The sequence below is a fragment of the Mucilaginibacter sp. UYP27 genome (assembly GCF_040547175.1).
GTDB lineage: Bacteria > Bacteroidota > Bacteroidia > Sphingobacteriales > Sphingobacteriaceae > Mucilaginibacter.
This window is the reverse complement of record NZ_JBEPPE010000013.1, coordinates 35,441-51,052: the sequence shown is the minus strand read 5'-3', so window position 1 is coordinate 51,052 and position 15,612 is coordinate 35,441. Positions and strand designations below refer to the sequence as shown.

The 15,612-nt window shown below is 42.1% G+C and carries 14 protein-coding genes; 11 read left to right on the top strand and 3 right to left on the bottom strand.

The features are described 5' to 3' along the window. Positions 1 to 114 precede the first annotated feature (114 nt). Together ABIB39_RS21475 and ABIB39_RS21470 are read left to right on the top strand one after the other, a co-directional pair. The gene (locus ABIB39_RS21475) at positions 115 to 903 is read left to right on the top strand and encodes a DNA/RNA non-specific endonuclease (RefSeq protein ID WP_354432240.1); all 789 of its coding nucleotides are present in this window, start codon (positions 115 to 117) and stop codon (positions 901 to 903) included. A gap of 44 nt (positions 904 to 947) precedes the next feature. Beyond that, a complete protein-coding gene (locus ABIB39_RS21470; protein ID WP_354432239.1) occupies positions 948 to 1,790 on the top strand; it encodes an ion transporter in 843 nt (280 codons plus the stop codon). Between the two features lie 324 nt (positions 1,791 to 2,114). Here the strand turns inward: ABIB39_RS21470 and ABIB39_RS21465 are convergent, their stop codons facing one another. Next, positions 2,115 to 3,047 (bottom strand): hypothetical protein, encoded by a 933-nt coding sequence (locus tag ABIB39_RS21465; protein ID WP_354432238.1) that lies wholly within the window; start codon positions 3,045 to 3,047, stop codon positions 2,115 to 2,117. Positions 3,048 to 3,618: 571 nt separating this feature from the next. Here ABIB39_RS21465 and ABIB39_RS21460 point away from each other — a divergent pair. The 9 genes from ABIB39_RS21460 to ABIB39_RS21420 all read left to right on the top strand — a co-directional run bounded on the left by ABIB39_RS21460 (position 3,619) and on the right by ABIB39_RS21420 (position 13,166). Then, positions 3,619 to 5,289, top strand: coding sequence for a tetratricopeptide repeat-containing sensor histidine kinase (locus ABIB39_RS21460; protein WP_354432237.1), 1,671 nt, complete (start codon positions 3,619 to 3,621; stop codon positions 5,287 to 5,289). Between the two features lie 10 nt (positions 5,290 to 5,299). Next, a complete protein-coding gene (locus tag ABIB39_RS21455; RefSeq protein WP_354432236.1) occupies positions 5,300 to 5,965 on the top strand; it encodes a response regulator transcription factor in 666 nt (221 codons plus the stop codon). 92 nt (positions 5,966 to 6,057) lie between these two features. Next, positions 6,058 to 6,261 (top strand): hypothetical protein, encoded by a 204-nt coding sequence (locus tag ABIB39_RS21450; protein ID WP_354432235.1) that lies wholly within the window; start codon positions 6,058 to 6,060, stop codon positions 6,259 to 6,261. A gap of 196 nt (positions 6,262 to 6,457) precedes the next feature. Next, the gene (locus ABIB39_RS21445) at positions 6,458 to 6,736 is read left to right on the top strand and encodes a hypothetical protein (protein ID WP_354432234.1); all 279 of its coding nucleotides are present in this window, start codon (positions 6,458 to 6,460) and stop codon (positions 6,734 to 6,736) included. Between the two features lie 35 nt (positions 6,737 to 6,771). Beyond that, the gene (locus ABIB39_RS21440; RefSeq protein ID WP_354432233.1) at positions 6,772 to 8,772 is read left to right on the top strand and encodes a phospholipase D-like domain-containing protein; all 2,001 of its coding nucleotides are present in this window, start codon (positions 6,772 to 6,774) and stop codon (positions 8,770 to 8,772) included. 127 nt (positions 8,773 to 8,899) lie between these two features. After that, entirely contained in the window at positions 8,900 to 9,724 is an 825-nt protein-coding gene (locus ABIB39_RS21435; protein WP_354432232.1) for a hypothetical protein, read from the top strand. A 27-nt stretch (positions 9,725 to 9,751) separates the two neighbouring features. Then, on the top strand, positions 9,752 to 11,125 hold the full coding sequence (locus tag ABIB39_RS21430; protein ID WP_354432231.1) for a DUF4236 domain-containing protein: 1,374 nt from the start codon (positions 9,752 to 9,754) through the stop codon (positions 11,123 to 11,125). A gap of 178 nt (positions 11,126 to 11,303) precedes the next feature. Further along, positions 11,304 to 11,768 carry a hypothetical protein gene (locus ABIB39_RS21425; protein ID WP_354432230.1) on the top strand — a complete coding sequence of 155 codons (465 nt, stop codon included), beginning with the start codon at positions 11,304 to 11,306 and terminating at the stop codon, positions 11,766 to 11,768. 147 nt (positions 11,769 to 11,915) lie between these two features. Further along, positions 11,916 to 13,166 (top strand): hypothetical protein, encoded by a 1,251-nt coding sequence (locus ABIB39_RS21420; protein WP_354432229.1) that lies wholly within the window; start codon positions 11,916 to 11,918, stop codon positions 13,164 to 13,166. A 104-nt stretch (positions 13,167 to 13,270) separates the two neighbouring features. Here ABIB39_RS21420 and istB read toward each other — a convergent pair whose 3' ends face one another. Both istB and istA read right to left on the bottom strand, forming a co-directional pair. Next, positions 13,271 to 14,017 (bottom strand): IS21-like element helper ATPase IstB, encoded by a 747-nt coding sequence (gene istB, locus ABIB39_RS21415; RefSeq protein WP_295674711.1) that lies wholly within the window; start codon positions 14,015 to 14,017, stop codon positions 13,271 to 13,273. A gap of 20 nt (positions 14,018 to 14,037) precedes the next feature. Further along, positions 14,038 to 15,567: an IS21 family transposase gene (istA, locus tag ABIB39_RS21410; protein WP_354432228.1), complete on the bottom strand. Its 1,530-nt coding sequence runs from the start codon at positions 15,565 to 15,567 to the stop codon at positions 14,038 to 14,040. Positions 15,568 to 15,612: the final 45 nt, after the last annotated feature.

Here is a 15,612-nt window from a genome sequence, read left to right as displayed (position 1 = left end):
TTCAATCATATTTGTCATAATGCTTAAGAATTTTCCTAAAGGAAAAAATAAAGTATCGCATTCATTTACGGGAAACCGTAAGACTTCTTTGCGCGCCGATAATTATATTTGACTATGCCTAAATTTTTAATTTTTATATTATTTATCTTTAGCACTTCTACACAAAACACCACTGCACAGGAAATCAATGCGGCGTATGTCAAGTCACTGTACAAAAGGTATCCAACCCAAAAATCAGATTTCTGTGCCAGCTGCAAATTGTGGGTTAATCCCTACTATAAATCAATTGCAGACACGGCCAAACATACGCCGCTGCTCACCTATTACGTATATACCAAAGCCCACCGCCTGGAGCAAGAGGCTTTGGACCTACCAAGAAAAGGTATCTATGCATCATGGCACGCGGCAAACGGACAGCCGGACGAAACAAAACTTTACCAGTACGCGAATAAAAATTCGATTGATATGATTGCCAAGGGCCATTGCCAGGCTTGGATACTGTTGGCTTGGTGTGCGGATGCGGCTATCCTGTCGGATACGTATACGTTTAATGCTGGAATGGAATATCAAGGACAAAATATCGGTACAGAACTAGCGACCGAAGAATTTTGCCGAAAGTTAACCGGTTACCGTAGCGAAGCCAGTACCGATAGCGTCAAAATTTGGTGCGGAACTTTTGGAGCAAAACAAACCTATACACAGAACTCAATCACCGCTATAGTACCGACTTATTACTATAAAATTATCCAATATCGAGACCATAACGTTGGCGGCGATATCATCCTTTGTTACTGGATGCCCAATGAGCCTGGCGAGAAAAGAAACATGCTTTCAAAACGGATTGTTCGTTACAATGACCTGGTAGCTAATCTCGGTTTTGACCCCAAGCTTATTTTTAATTAAGTTTCCGAGTACGATCCTGATTTATACTTAAAAATCCTTTCATCATGCTTTCAAATACCGTTTCGCTAAATCAAAATAACCTAAAACGCGCCTACAAGTCGTTGAAAAGAAAAGTTCATTTATTACTTGACCCTACCGATGGCGGCACCTTTTGGGATCGGGTGGTGAACGGCATTATCGTTTCCTTAATACTCTTGAATTTAATAGCGGTTTGCTTGGAAACCGTGGAAAGCTTGTACCATGTTTACCGATCCTGGTTCAATAATTTCGAGCTATTCTCGATCATAATTTTTACTGTTGAATATCTCTTAAGAGTTTGGTCTTGTACCAGTATCAAAAAATATCGCCATCCGATTAAGGGACGGTTGAGATATATCACTTCACCCGGCGCATTGGTCGATCTGGCAGCGATATTGCCATTTTATTTGCCATTATCAGGCTTGGACCTTCGCTCACTTCGTTCTTTAAGGATGATTCGCTTTACGCGCTTCTTTAAGCTCGGTCGTTTCTTAAACGCTTCAAGGGTTATCCGGCGGGTATTTAGCTCCAAAAAAGAAGAACTAATGATCAGCATGCTATTGGTTTTTACGCTGATACTGGTCGCGGCAAGTGTAATGTATTTTGTAGAACACGATGCGCAACCTGATAAATTCTCCAGCATTCCCGAAACCATGTGGTGGAGCGTGGCTACGCTGACAACCGTCGGTTACGGTGACGTCTATCCCATCACCGGCATAGGAAAGACCTTAACGGCTTGTATTTCTATTCTGGGTATTGGCATGTTTGCTTTACCAGCGGGAATACTGGCCTCCGGCTTCTCAGAAGAATTTAAGCGGAAAGAAGCAGCGGCCAATCAATGTTGCCCACATTGTGGAAAGGATTTGTAGCTATTGCTCAATTTTGCAAAGCTCCAACTTCCTTTTTTTAGCAACGTCCAAAGTAATTTCGATGATGTGGTGCGTACACCGGCTAAGACCCCGACAATCGTTTTTAAGGTGGTACTTTTTAGGGTTACTGCTGTCACATACATACACAACAGTTTTGGTTGGAGGGTGTTTGTGCATCAAAAGCACGAACAAAAGCAAGAAGGTTTTCATGTAAGGTTAGAATCAATAGTTCCGTTAAATATCATAATCTTTCTGAAATCAGCAAGTTCATGACAAAAATAAACGACGCACACATGAATCCTTACGGTTTCCCGTAATCTCACTTTATTTATACCTATTCCCACGATTACGGCAAACATTCACGACATAATCGGTAACTAGTTTGAGCTTTTTGTCTCCATACAAGGGATGCTTGCCGCCCGCAGTATATAACTCTATGCTGTCACCTACTCTAACCCACCATAATTTATTGACCGAATAAGCAGTTAAGGTATCCACTTTCTTGATACGCCGAAAGCCCCGCAATTTCTTTTCATCAAACTTGATCAACAGCGTATCCAATCTCGGTACACTACATGACGTCGCCACATAATGGTCATCATTCCAATACATACATTCATTATCCTTCGCCGTGAACCGCCATATCAATACTCCTAATAAAATAACACTTACTCCAATCAACCAAGGTTTGCCTATTATCTTACTGCCTGTACCGTTTGGATCTGTGTCTTGAATAATAGGCTGGACTGGAGGATCTCTCTCAGCCTCGCCTATCACAATTTGTGGAGCGGGTATTTCAGGCTGCTCAACGTCTGAATCTGAAATATCCCTTTGATCTTTTTGCTCATTATACAGTATAAGTTCCTCCTCTACGGTAATTGGCTGATTGCCTCCATATTCAAGGTAAGTGGAGTAAGGTCTGGCAGGAAAATGAATTAGCCAGCTTAGTAACTCCAAAGTGGTTGATGCTGGGTCCCTGGACGGTTTTTTCAAAAATTGAAGTAGACCTTGAAAATAATCCGCATCCGTGGCATTAATAGCAGTTAAATAATCGTGATCATCGGCCTTCATCTTTAGAAAATCGCTAAGGGCGCGCCGATCATTTGGTTCAACTCCGCTTTCTATGCGTTCGATGCAATATTCTCTAATTTTTCTTCTATTCAAATCAACAAGCCACGATTCGTTAGCTTGTTCACTCTTTTTAAGAAAAGCTGCGACCACTTCTTCTTTATAAATTTTGAATTTATCGGAATACATCACCCTAAAAATAAACTATTTCCGGAAACTTTCAGGAACTTTTGGAACAAGGCGGGAATTAAAGGAATCTTCGGAAACACTCATGCCACGGATTTCAACCACTCTACATTTGTATCATAATCAAAACAACCCCCGGACGGCCGGTCGGGACAGTGCACGAAATTGATTAAAACAGCGCGAAGAAAGCGGAAGCGATATCCGGCTTGGGAGGCAGATAAAAGCTTCCGTTTTCAGACGCTCACTTCCCAAAAATTAATCTGCACTCCGCGGGATAGTCCCGCAGGAACAGCAGGATCATTTAACCATTAATTTTTAGAAAGATGTTTCAAATTTTTTTCGCCATTTTCATGGCACTGTCATGCCCTGCGCATAACCATAGCAACAATTGTCAACACAGCGATACGGTAACCACTCAAGATGTACCTCCGCCTGACACAGGTGGCGACGACGGACATGTTCCGCCAAAGCCACCAAAACCATAGTGAACATTGAAGTAAGGCAGGTTCTATTCTGCCTTACTTTTTATCTTATGCGCTGGCTTAAATTAGTATCTTTAACGTAAAAACTAGCGTTGAAAAAATTATTATTTCTTCTACTTTACCTTATTTGCCTCTTATCGTGTAAGAAACATGCTGAACCTCTTGCTACCACTGAAACAGCTGACTTCAAAAAGGGTGAAGCTTTATTTAATCAACAAAAAACTGATTCTGCTTTTTATTACTTTGATAAAGCGGCGACTTCTACCAAAGACAGCCTGCAGATAGCTATGTCTTATAATTATATGGGTTCCATACAAGCCAATGAAGGGGACTATTTTGGCGCTCACGAGAGTTTGGTTACATCCTTAAGGTATCTGGATGAAAACAAGCCAATCCATCGTTATTGCCTGGCATCCGATTACAACGAACTGGGTATGACGAACTCGAATTTAAAAAATTTCGACGACGCTATCCATTATTTTGATTTGGCCTTAAAATTTTCCGACTCCAAAGATTACAGCCTTATTTTTACCAACAATAAGGCGAATGCTTACCGAAATAAAAAGGTTTACGCCAAAGCGCTCACGCTGTACAAGCGTGTCTTAAGGGGCTTCAAAGTCGATGACAAGGAATATGCCCGAACATTAACTAATATTGCAATTACAAAATGGTTAAATAATCATGCCTACGCGGCAGCGCCTGATTTACTTAAAGCACTTGCCATTAGAATGCAGGCAAAAGATCTTTGGGGACAAAATTCCAGCTATGCACATTTATCAGACTACTATAGCTCTACGCGTCCTGATTCCGCATTCTATTATGCCCTTAAGATGCATGGCATCTCAAGGCAACTAGAAAGTCCCGACGATGAACTCGAAGCGTTAGAGAAATTAATAAAACTTAGCCCGCCGACTAAAACGAGGGAATATTTCCGGCAATTTGAAAAATTAAACGACAGCCTGCAAACTGCGAGAAACGCGGCTAAAAACCAATTCGCCCTAATACGTTACAATGTTGAAAAAGCGAAATCCGAAAACCTTAAGTTGCAGAAGGATAATGCTAATAAAAAGCTTCAGTTGATCCAGCAAAATATTCGCTTATACGGTATCCTTTTGGCATTTATTATTATAGCGACTATCGCAGTGTTGTGGTACAGGAAAAGGCAACAACGGCAAGCACTCGACAAACAAAACGCCATAGTGGAAACAAATCAAAAAGCCTCCAAAAAGGTTCACGACACACTGGCTAATGATATCTACCGGATAATGAAAAGAGTTCAACAAGAACCCATCTTAGACCGCAGCTGGTTGGAAGATAATATCGATGAAGTTTATCAACGCGCCAGGGATCTTTCTTACGAAATCATAACGGATCCCGACGAGTTTTATGCGGAAAAAATTGATGATTTACTTATGGGATTTGAAACGGATGATGTAAAGATTATTTTAATCGGCAATGAAAAAGAGTTTTGGCAAAAGTTCCCAGTTACAGTCAAATCCGAACTTAAATACGTGCTTCAGGAATTTATGGTCAATATGCAAAAGCACAGCAAGGCTTGCAATGTAGTCGTAAAATTTAGGGTTACACCCGAACATTACCTGATTAATTATAACGACGACGGCGTTGGATTTCCGCCGAACTATTCCCCTAATAACGGATTGCAAAATACGGAAAACCGTATAAAAGCGATAAATAGCGAGATTACCTTTGCGAGTATACCGGGCTCAGGCCTCGAGATACAAATCAAAATCCCTATCGCTTAAAACAGAAAATATGTTTGAAAGAGTACTTGTTGCGGAAGATCAACAAAGCATGAATTTTTGGATGCTGCAAACGCTGAAAGAACTAAATATTAAAGACGCCTATTATGCCTGTTATTGCGACGATGCTTTAACAAGAATAAAAAACAGTTTAAAAGATGGCGCGCCATTCGACCTGTTGATCACCGATCTATCCTTCGTTGATGATGGAAGAACGCAATCGATTAACAATGGAGCAGATCTTATTAAAGCAGTAAGGCAATACCAACCGGCGATCAAAGTACTCGTATTTTCTTCCGAACCTAACCCAAGGGTCGTTAATGCGCTTTTCGATAAATTGGCCATTGATGGGTATGTTCATAAAGGCAGGACAGACACAATTGACTTGAAAGCTGCATTAGAAGTTATCTACAAAGGCAAAAAGTTCGTTCCCGAAGCTTTCAGAGTTAGCATACGGCAAAAGAACGCTTTCAAATTTAGCAACTATGACGTTGCTATCATAGAACAAATCGCGGGAGGCGCAAATCAGAACGAGATCCCGGACTATCTCAAACAGCAAAATATGAAACCAACCAGCCTTAGTAGTATCGAAAAAAGGCTCGCTCAAATCAAAGAGGAATTGGGGTTTAAAAAAAATGAACAACTGATAGCTTATTGCAAAGACCTTAAGATTATATAATTCTCCACCGTTAATTCACTTACGGCTTCCCGTAAAATATGTCTTTCCACTACACATACTTTTGTTTTGTTGTTTAACAAAAAACTAAAAACATGAAGTACTACGCTAACAAAAACGCCCAAAGTAACGGCGATCATGAAGTCCACAAAGAAACCTGCAACTATTTGCCACTTGAACACAACCGCAAATCGTTAGGTGAATTTTCAAATTGCCAGGATGCAGTAACAGAAGCCAAAAAATCGGATTCATCTGCAGATGGCTGTGCCATCTGTTCTCCAAGCTGTCACACCCGGTAAAATTTTAGCGGTAGGCGCACCTTGAACTCACAAGACACGCTTACCGCTGTTTTACATTCCATTCGGTCGTCCCTGTTTGTCACGTTTATTTCAACGATTTTTAAGTTATGAAATACCCTTTCCAATTACGGTTTCCCGTAAATAAAGGTGCTTTCAAATAGGTAAATTTGGACTATAAACTTATTAGAAAAAAGCAATGGACATCATTATCACTTACGACATCAAACGGAACCATACAGAGATCAAAACCGAATTAAAATCTCTTGGCTATACAGACACTATTACCGGTGTCAGCCGCGGCACGACGACAGCAGCCGTTCAGCAATTACCAAACACAACTTTATTAAAATATAATGCGGTTGGGACCGAATCAATAATGGACCAGGTTGTCGGTATAATCAACAAACACAATGGTGGTCTTGATCGGATTTTTTGTGCACAACTGGCCGTGGATTTCAGTTGGAGCGGACAATAATTCTTGAACTTTAAAATTGGCCTAAACCTTATCATATGCTAGATACAATCGACCAAGAGGTAATCGACGACAATAAACAGATTTTCGCGACGATACTGGCGGCACTGCAGCATGCAGAATTTGAAATCCTTATCGCTACGGCTTGGTTCACTGATGATGAATTATTCGCGGTAGTCCTCGACAAAATTTCCCAGGGAGTCCATGTAGAGGTAATCGTTGCGGACAACCAGGAAAACGAAAAACTTGATTTTAACCTGTTAGTAGCCAAAGGCGCAATCGTCAATAAAATTAAAAATATTGGTTATGGCATCATGAACCAAAAATTTTGTGTGATTGATAAACGTCTTGCATTACACGGTTCCTACAATTGGACGGTCAATGCCAAAAAGAATAATCACGAAAGTATAATCAAAACCAACCACGAACAGACGGTCCAATCGCTGATTAACAACTTTAACACTATAAAACAACGAATCGTCGATATTGAAAGTGGCATAGATCCCAATGAGGTTAGGCGGAAATTACCAGAAAAGCCAATGGCAATCCCAATAGCATTGCCGCTAAAGGCAGGTGAGGAATTCGAAAAAATATTAGATTCGATGATTGCAGCTGAGGTCGGAAGCTTTGATCGGAAGCTCTTACGTGAACAGGGCTTTGAACGCTCGAAATTAAACAGTGGAGATCACCAGGTACTCAGTAAGGCTTTCGATACCGTGTATTCGGTTTTCATCAATGATATCGATGTAATTGATGATAAAAAAAAGCGTCTTCAAACGAAAATCGATGAGCACCGCATAAAAACGCGTGACGCATTGACCAAAACAAGCCAATTCGAAATTGATCATTGTTCAAAAAACAACGCTATAAGTAAAACAAACTTAGAAAATGAAAAAAGTGGTGCAGAATCGGAAATCGAGGTTTTGGAACGAAATAGCGAACAGATCCATAAAGATAAGATCCCATTTATTGAACGTCAGAACGAGGAGCTGAACACCGAAATTAAAAAATCGGAATTAGAGTTCTTTACACCGAAGATAAAATGGTATGAATTCATCCCTACAGCAATTTTCAATATCGCACTTCTTAGTTATCTGTTCGTTTTCTATTCCTCAGCCGCTTACATACTACTTTTTAGCGTAGGCGATGCAAAAGAAGCTGAAGCACAGAATATTCCTATAGCTGTGCCGCAAATATTCAATGCGCATGCAATCAGTAAGGCATTAGAAAAGGGTTGGGTGGCTTTTGTATTCATTTGCTTGTTCGTTTTCATCCCCCTGTCATTTGCAATGGCAGATAGGTTCATTAAAACAAAGTGGGTTAATTATCTAATTTTTTGGACTGGAATAATTTTCCTGGATGGCGCGGTGGCTTATAAGGTCACTCAATCGATTTATGAAGTGAATTATGCCCGGGGTAATGTCAATACGCCCTGGATCTGGAACATCGCATTTTCTGACACCAACTTTTACCTCGTTTTTGTTTTTGGTGCATTGGGCCTACTCATGTATAAGTTTTCGTTAAAAAAACTGATGCAGCTTTTTGAAGACCGGGATCCTGATATTCTTACTCAAAAGAATCAAATGCTCGTTAAACAATTAAGGGCTGATCTGGAAGTAAAACTTGCGAAAATTATGACGCTTAAAGAAGAAATCAGCATGTTGGACAAACAGGTGATTCGTTTAAAAGCGGATATTAAACTACTTATTCAGGAATTGGCTAATCTACCTTTAAGATTGGCTGATGAGCTACAAAGGAAACAAAGCAAATTGATCATCGACCTGGAAATGATCGACAATATTGCCTCAATCTATGTACTGCATATTCAGTCAGACAATCTGCCTATTTCTGTTGATGCTTTGAAAGACCGGATTAACGTCTTTCTGGAAGGCTGGAATGACTTTCTTTATCAAGAATATTCGATTCCAAAAGCGACTTCAAAAACAGCGCAGGCCACTGAAATAGCGCTAGCATGGCAGAAAGAAAAATTGCATACTGACAGGGTCGACAAACGTGTAAAATTCAATACCGGTGAATAAATTATTGATCGCGGGGCTACTTGTCCTGCTGCCTTTTAGCTCAAAAAAATACGTCATAACGCATTATAATATAACGTTTGCAGCCGACCTGTCAAATAGGGTAAATACGAGTTTATATCGACGCCCAATGGATGACGCTCAAATACTTGGCTTATTAACATCAAACCTATATCCATCGGTCTTGCGAAGCCATCGTAGCGAAAATCAAAAAGACAAATTGCGCATCGATTTTATAAACAAAGGGCTGATTAACCAGTACAATGTTAACACAGATAAACTAACTATTGATTTTGGCCGTTTCCCGAATCAAAACGCGAGAATCGATTACATTAAAGAGAGGAATAATGTTAAGCAAACATTGCGAAAAGATCTTACGAGTCTTGTCTCGGAATTCCAAAGGGTAAACAAGGCAGCAGAACACCAAAACTTTGGCGCTGATATATGGACTTACTTAAATGAAGGAATGGATAACGCTGCCGTTCTGCCTGATGAGAAACCGATCGCTGATGAAAATAACACTTATACAAACAGTTACCGAAATGTCCTAATACTGACGACGGACGGTTACATTGAAGCAGGCATTTACGATAAAGGCTTTGATCTAAGTAAAAAGACCGTAGACCGTTTTAGAGATGCCTATCTTGCTTCTGGAGACAACGACATCGCTAACTTTTTCAAGAAAAATAAGCAATATCGAATAAAACCGGTTCATAATGACAACCTCAAAAATCTGGAGATCCTTGTGCTTGAATTGTACGACCGCTCAATGTCAAAAGTTGGCGCAGCTACCGTGCATCCTACAGACCTGGAGATTATCAAACTATTCTGGTCAAATTGGCTAAAAGAATCCAAAGTTCGACGATTTGAACTAAGGCCAATGGCGAATTCTAAAAATGAGGCCGAAAAGATCATCCTTGATTTCCTGAATGTCGAAAAAAAGACAGATCAATAATGTATTCACCTAAACCTTATAACAACTATGGGCTGGTCATATCGTAAATCATTCGGCTCCGGGCCGTTTCGAATCAATCTATCCAAAGGTGGCATCAGCTACTCGGTTGGGGTAAAGGGCGCAAGAGTTAATTTCGGCCCCCGGGGCACTTATGTTAACTTAAGTTCTCACGGCATTAGTTATCGTCAAAAGATCTCGGGCGTAGCGCCCTCACAGCGCCCTGCCGAGCCGCAAATGTTGCCCGCCATCTCCTACGACCATGTGCATAACATTGCTTCAGCCGACATTGCGCAGCTGACGGATACAGGTTCGAAGGCATTCGTGAATGAATTGACGGAAAAAGCGGGTAAAGCTTCTTATGTAAGTTGGTTTGGCATATTTCCGCTGATCGCATTTCTGCTGATTCTGGGGTTTACAACCTTCAACACCCGCAAATTAATTATTCAGCCTGCTACCGATAGTATCTTCGCAAAGATCACTTTCTATCCCGGCGTTAACATTCGAAAGGCGGCAACTGCAAAATCGCCAATTTTAAAAACCGCGGTCACGGACGAAAGTATACCCTTACTTGATTCAGCAAACAGCAAATGGTTAAAAGTCGGCTTTAACGATTCCGTAGGATTTATTGCCCGTCGATTCGCCACGATAAACCATGTCCACCAAGAACAAATCGATAGCGAGGAACTTAACCTATCCAACCCTTATGCGCCTTATGAGTTGGCAGGTGGTATTCTTTTCTTCATAGTTCTGATTCGAAAACTTAAAAGAGTTGACAAAAGCCGGTTTGAGATGGAATTGCATTATGAGATGGATGAACAATTCAAACAAGTATATGAACAATTCAGTTCGCATTTCTTGAGCTTTGCCGGTTCAGCAAGGATCTGGCAGTATGTAAATGCTCGACAGACCAATGATTACAAACGTACGGGTGGTGCTGGTAAACTGATCAAAAGGGTAGCTGTGAGGAGTATTTCCACAAATCAACCTCCCCTTTCTTATTTTTCCACAAACGTAGCTATACCTTGCTTAAAGCTCAGTAACCTCGAGTTCTACTTCTTGCCCGAACGCTTATTGGTGAAACGTGGCAAAACGTTCGCCGCAGTATTTTACAAAAACCTCCGAATTCATGGTGTTACTACACGTTTTATAGAAGATGAAAGCGTACCACGCGATGCTAACATTGTTGATCAAACCTGGCGCTACGTCAACAAACATGGAGGGCCGGACCGTAGGTTTAATAACAACCGCCAGATTCCGGTCTGCGTTTACTCTGAGTACACCATGACATCGGATTCGGGGATCTACGAAGTCCTTACAACGTCCAGACTAGGCGCGATGGATGCTTTCATGGGATTTTTGGAACAAATCGGTAAATTGCTGGAGAGAATGGCAATATCGTAATTGTCAGGCACGTCGGTTTTAATTAAAGATATTATTATCTGCACTATCCATGCTGAATTATTGCCATTGAATTGATCAGATACACGTTTTTAAAGTTCTTGAAAGTCTTTGTACATTGCGCGTTAGATGAGCATATGAATTTGGAAATGTGTATATAAACCTGACTTAAACATATCGATTGGAATCTCCTGAAAAAATACAACTACAAAGATATCACGAGAAGCAAAAATGGGGAAAATGGCATATCGCAGCAAATTTGATCGGCGACGGTGAAGGTCGAGTTTTTGTTAGCCGCAGCAATGATGACGGTGTTTTAGCCAGCAGTCTTAATCAGATTCTTGATCCTGATGAAGAACCAGACTTGGTCGTTTTGGAGCTGACCCAGGCTGCAAATCAATTTAAATTTGAAGAATTTGCTTTTGATCATCAGGCAACTGAGATTACTTTCCCTTTTCATAATATAATTAGAAGGTCATACATTTCCTTGGAGCGTATTAAATTTGAGTGTTATATACAAATGCCACTTTTGGATTTGGGCAGAATATCTAATCAAGCCGATACTGTTTTACCAAGTTCGGCGATTTTTAAAGAAACACTTGATATAGTTTACGAGACGCCAATTAGAACGCAATATGAACTGTAACCTGTGCTAGAGCAGGAAAAGTGGGTGTTCAAAAAGCAGTTCGCCTGGTAGATAAAGTATTTTATAAGTATGTTTGAAAATAAGCATGACATTTCACAGCATGGACGATCACATTAATTATTATGACTGGTTCCTTTCTTTCGGGCATTGAGCGAGGGCATTGCGGCTTTAGCTGGAGCGAAAAATCGAGATGAATTACTAATTGAAAAGGCTAGGCTGACATTTGATGCGGGGAACCCGATTCTGCGTTTTGACTTTACTGATCCTTTTTCTTACTTGTATGCGTTAGCACAGCGGAACACAACCAATCAGTCTGATTTATATTTTGAGCGGGCACGCATTGCTTTCGGTGTCACAGTTCCTATTCCGACTGATCTGATATTTCCAACACCACAGCCGAATGCACTCAGTTTATTTTATGATGCGGGGAAGTATCATGATAACAATGGGACCTTGATCGGCAGTGAACCAATCTGGGAATTGTTCCTGGCCTTACAGCGTCATGAACCAGCCGATACAGAGGCTTTCCAGCGTGTATTGAGCTTGAAAAATGTTGGGGTGGTCAAACTTACCCAAGTCATGTTCCTGATTGATCCCGAAAATTATATCCCATTTGATAACCAGATGAATTCACTGCCGGTATCTGATCTGGCTAATTTGGCGCTTACTGTGGCGAGAATTTCAGAAACGGGTTTGCCTGCTTATTTGGCAGCCATCGATGAACTACGACGCTGGTTTCCAGGGTGTCGGCTTTATGAAATCAACCTGCTGAATTGGTTGATCAATACGAATGACCCCGCCAAATTGATAGTCGAGAAAAACTATGCGGTGATTAGCAGCTACGCTGATGGGCAGGAAAGCAGCGATCAGTTCAATGATTTTGTTGCCGAAAATGCGGTATGGACCGGCGGGCCGGCTAGTAAAAACGGGCACCGCGTTTATCCGCTGGACGAGTTTTACCGCGGAGATATCCTGCTCGTTCGCCGGGGCACCGTTTGGCTCGGCGGTATAGGTATAGTGTTGCACAATGGTTATCTGACCAGTGGCTGGGACGAGGATAAAAATATACAGATTCTATGGCTGATTAAACAAGATCGAAAGATCAGCGACACCCGACTAGGCCAGTGGGATGGCTTTGTTGAGGCCACAGCTAAAACTTTAGGATGCTTTCGAGATGTCTACCCGGAAACTTTTCAAATTATCGATCAGATTCGTCAAAAACAAAGAAAGATCATGAATCATCGTCTTAACAAACAAAAGAATATTATCTTGAGCGGCCCGCCGGGCACCGGCAAAACGCGTAAAGCACTTCAGATCGCTCAGTGGCTGACCAGCGATGCCGATAAAACGGTCAGTTTATTGCAGGCGATCAATGACTGTATATTATGGAGATGTTGACCACCCTGTTCCGGGCCAAATTGACCACTGGGTTAGCTGACTTTTGGGTTGCAGCAAATGCTATAAAAGCATGTACAAAAATAGTTATTTAAAAGGTAATTTCATTAGTGGCTGTTTTCCGGTTCAACACTACGTTTTCTTCTCATAGATTCCCCCTTCAGTTCGATGCGGTGTGCATCATGAACGATCCGGTCCAGGATAGCATCAGCAATCGTTTTTTCACCAATTACTTCAAACCATTTACTAACCGGCAGTTGTGAGGTAATGATCAGCGAGGTCTTTCCATGCCGGTCCTCAATGATCTCCATCAGGGCAGCCCTGCTTTGTGCGTCAAAAGGTTGAATGCCGAAGTCATCCAGTATCAGCAGTTGCTGCCGTTCAAGCTTGGCGATCTCCTTGATATAGGAGCCGTCTGCCTTTGCCATCTTCAGTTTAGCGAATAGCTTGGGCGTACTGGTGTATAATACCCGGTAGCCCAATATGCAGGCCTGGTAGCCTATAGCAGAAGCCACATAGCTTTTACCGATACCGGTGCTTCCGGTGATCAGCAGGTTCTCGAAGCGGTCAATAAACGTACAGTCCGCCAGGCGCATGATCTGGTTGCGATCGATACTTCTGTCAGCATGGTAATGAACGTCCTCTATAGCAGCTTTATAGCGGAACTTGGCATAAAGGATGGTGCGTTCAATACGCCTGTTTTGCCGGTCATCCCATTCAGCTTCCACCAGGTGGGCCAGCAGTTCATCCGCTGTATACTCATTTGTTTTACCGGTTTCCATGCTGCTTTTAAAGGCATGGAACATGCCGAAGAACTTCATCTTCCGCAGTTTGTCTAAGGTGCTTGTGTTCATGTTATTGTTGTTTTAAATGGTTATTTGTAATAGTCTTCTCCCCGGATATTACCATGATCAGGCATAGGCAGCTCATCGGCAAATAAGCTTTCCTCATAGTTATCCATCTTGTTTTCCAGTATGGTTTGTATCGTTTTATAGTTATAGACGCCGTAACTCAATGCCCGCTGGCAAGCCACTGTTAACCGTTCGTTCCCTGCTTTTTTTGCAAAGCCAAGTACCCCCAGGCAGGACTTGTAAGCCTGTTCCGGGTGTTGTTTACGTTCCAGTATCTGAAGGATATACAGCCTGACATCCTCATGAATGGAGGCTGCCCAATCCAAAAACATATCTGGTGTCCAGTCACTTTTAAAGCGGTGGGTACTGGCCATATGCTCTTTGTCAGTGGTATAGCCATAAGGGTTTTTATTGCGAGGGTGCAATGCGATACGCTCATAGTTGGAGTAGATCTCTACAATGGTGCGCGAGTATAACAGCTTGACCCGTTTGCCGATATAGCGGTAAGGAACGCTGTAATAGTGCTTGTCCGGGCCGAGGTTAACGTGGCCGTTCTTGATCACCCTGGCCTGGAACTGTTTTTTGAACTGGTAGCGCAGAACAGGCAGCGGAGCAAGGGTTTGGCGCTCTATCTCTTCAAACTGTAGCTTCCGGCTGTAATTGCGACCTTTAAGCAACTGGCTGTTATGGCCTTCCAGGGTCTGCCAGATCGCTGTATTGAGTTCTGTTAAAGAATGGTAGACATGTTTGTTTAAAGGGGCGTAGATCTTGGTATAAATGATCTTAACGGCACCTTCTACCAATGCCTTATCGCGCGGGCGGTACGCCCGCGCTGGTAATATGGTTGTGCCATAATGGTCGGCGAAGTCTTCAAACGTTTCGTTCAGGGTAGGTTCATAGCGGCTGCTTTTGGTTACTGCAGCTTTCAGGTTATCCGGTACAATGGCGGCAGGAACGCCGCCGATAAAGTGCAGGGTATTTTCGCAGGCCGCTATAAAGTCTTCCTTTTGCTGGCTCATAACGGCCTCTACATAGGTTAACTGGCTGGCACCCAGAATAGCTACAAAAACCTCTACAGGCATGATCTCCCCGGTTTCCTTGTCCGTATAGCTCATCTTTTCACCGGCAAAGTCAACGTACAGCTTGTCACCGACCTTGTGATCCATGTGCATGGTCGGGTTTACCCTGGCCTTCCATTGGTTATAATAAAAACAAAACTGGCTGTATTGGTAGCCGTCAGGAAACTCTTTATAGTAGGCTTCCCATAGCATCTGCCGGTTAACGCCAGTTCGTTTGAGTTCTTTGTCGACGTGGGGAAAGCAGCGCAGCATGGACTGCATACGTGCGTTAGGCAGGTGTTCTTTGCTTTTACCGAACAAATCTTCCAGCTCTTTGTCGTTCAGTGCATTAACCTCTTCAAAGGTAAAGCCGCTGTCATTAAAAGCTGCTATGTACTTCTTTACGGTGTTTCTCGATGCATCGGCCTGGGCAGCTATGGTCATTATCGCCCGCTGCTGGCTGTACATCTTTAGTATCTTTCTAATCTTACTCATGCTGATTGTTAAGTTGGCCATGCTTTACGAAGGTGTCTTTGCCCT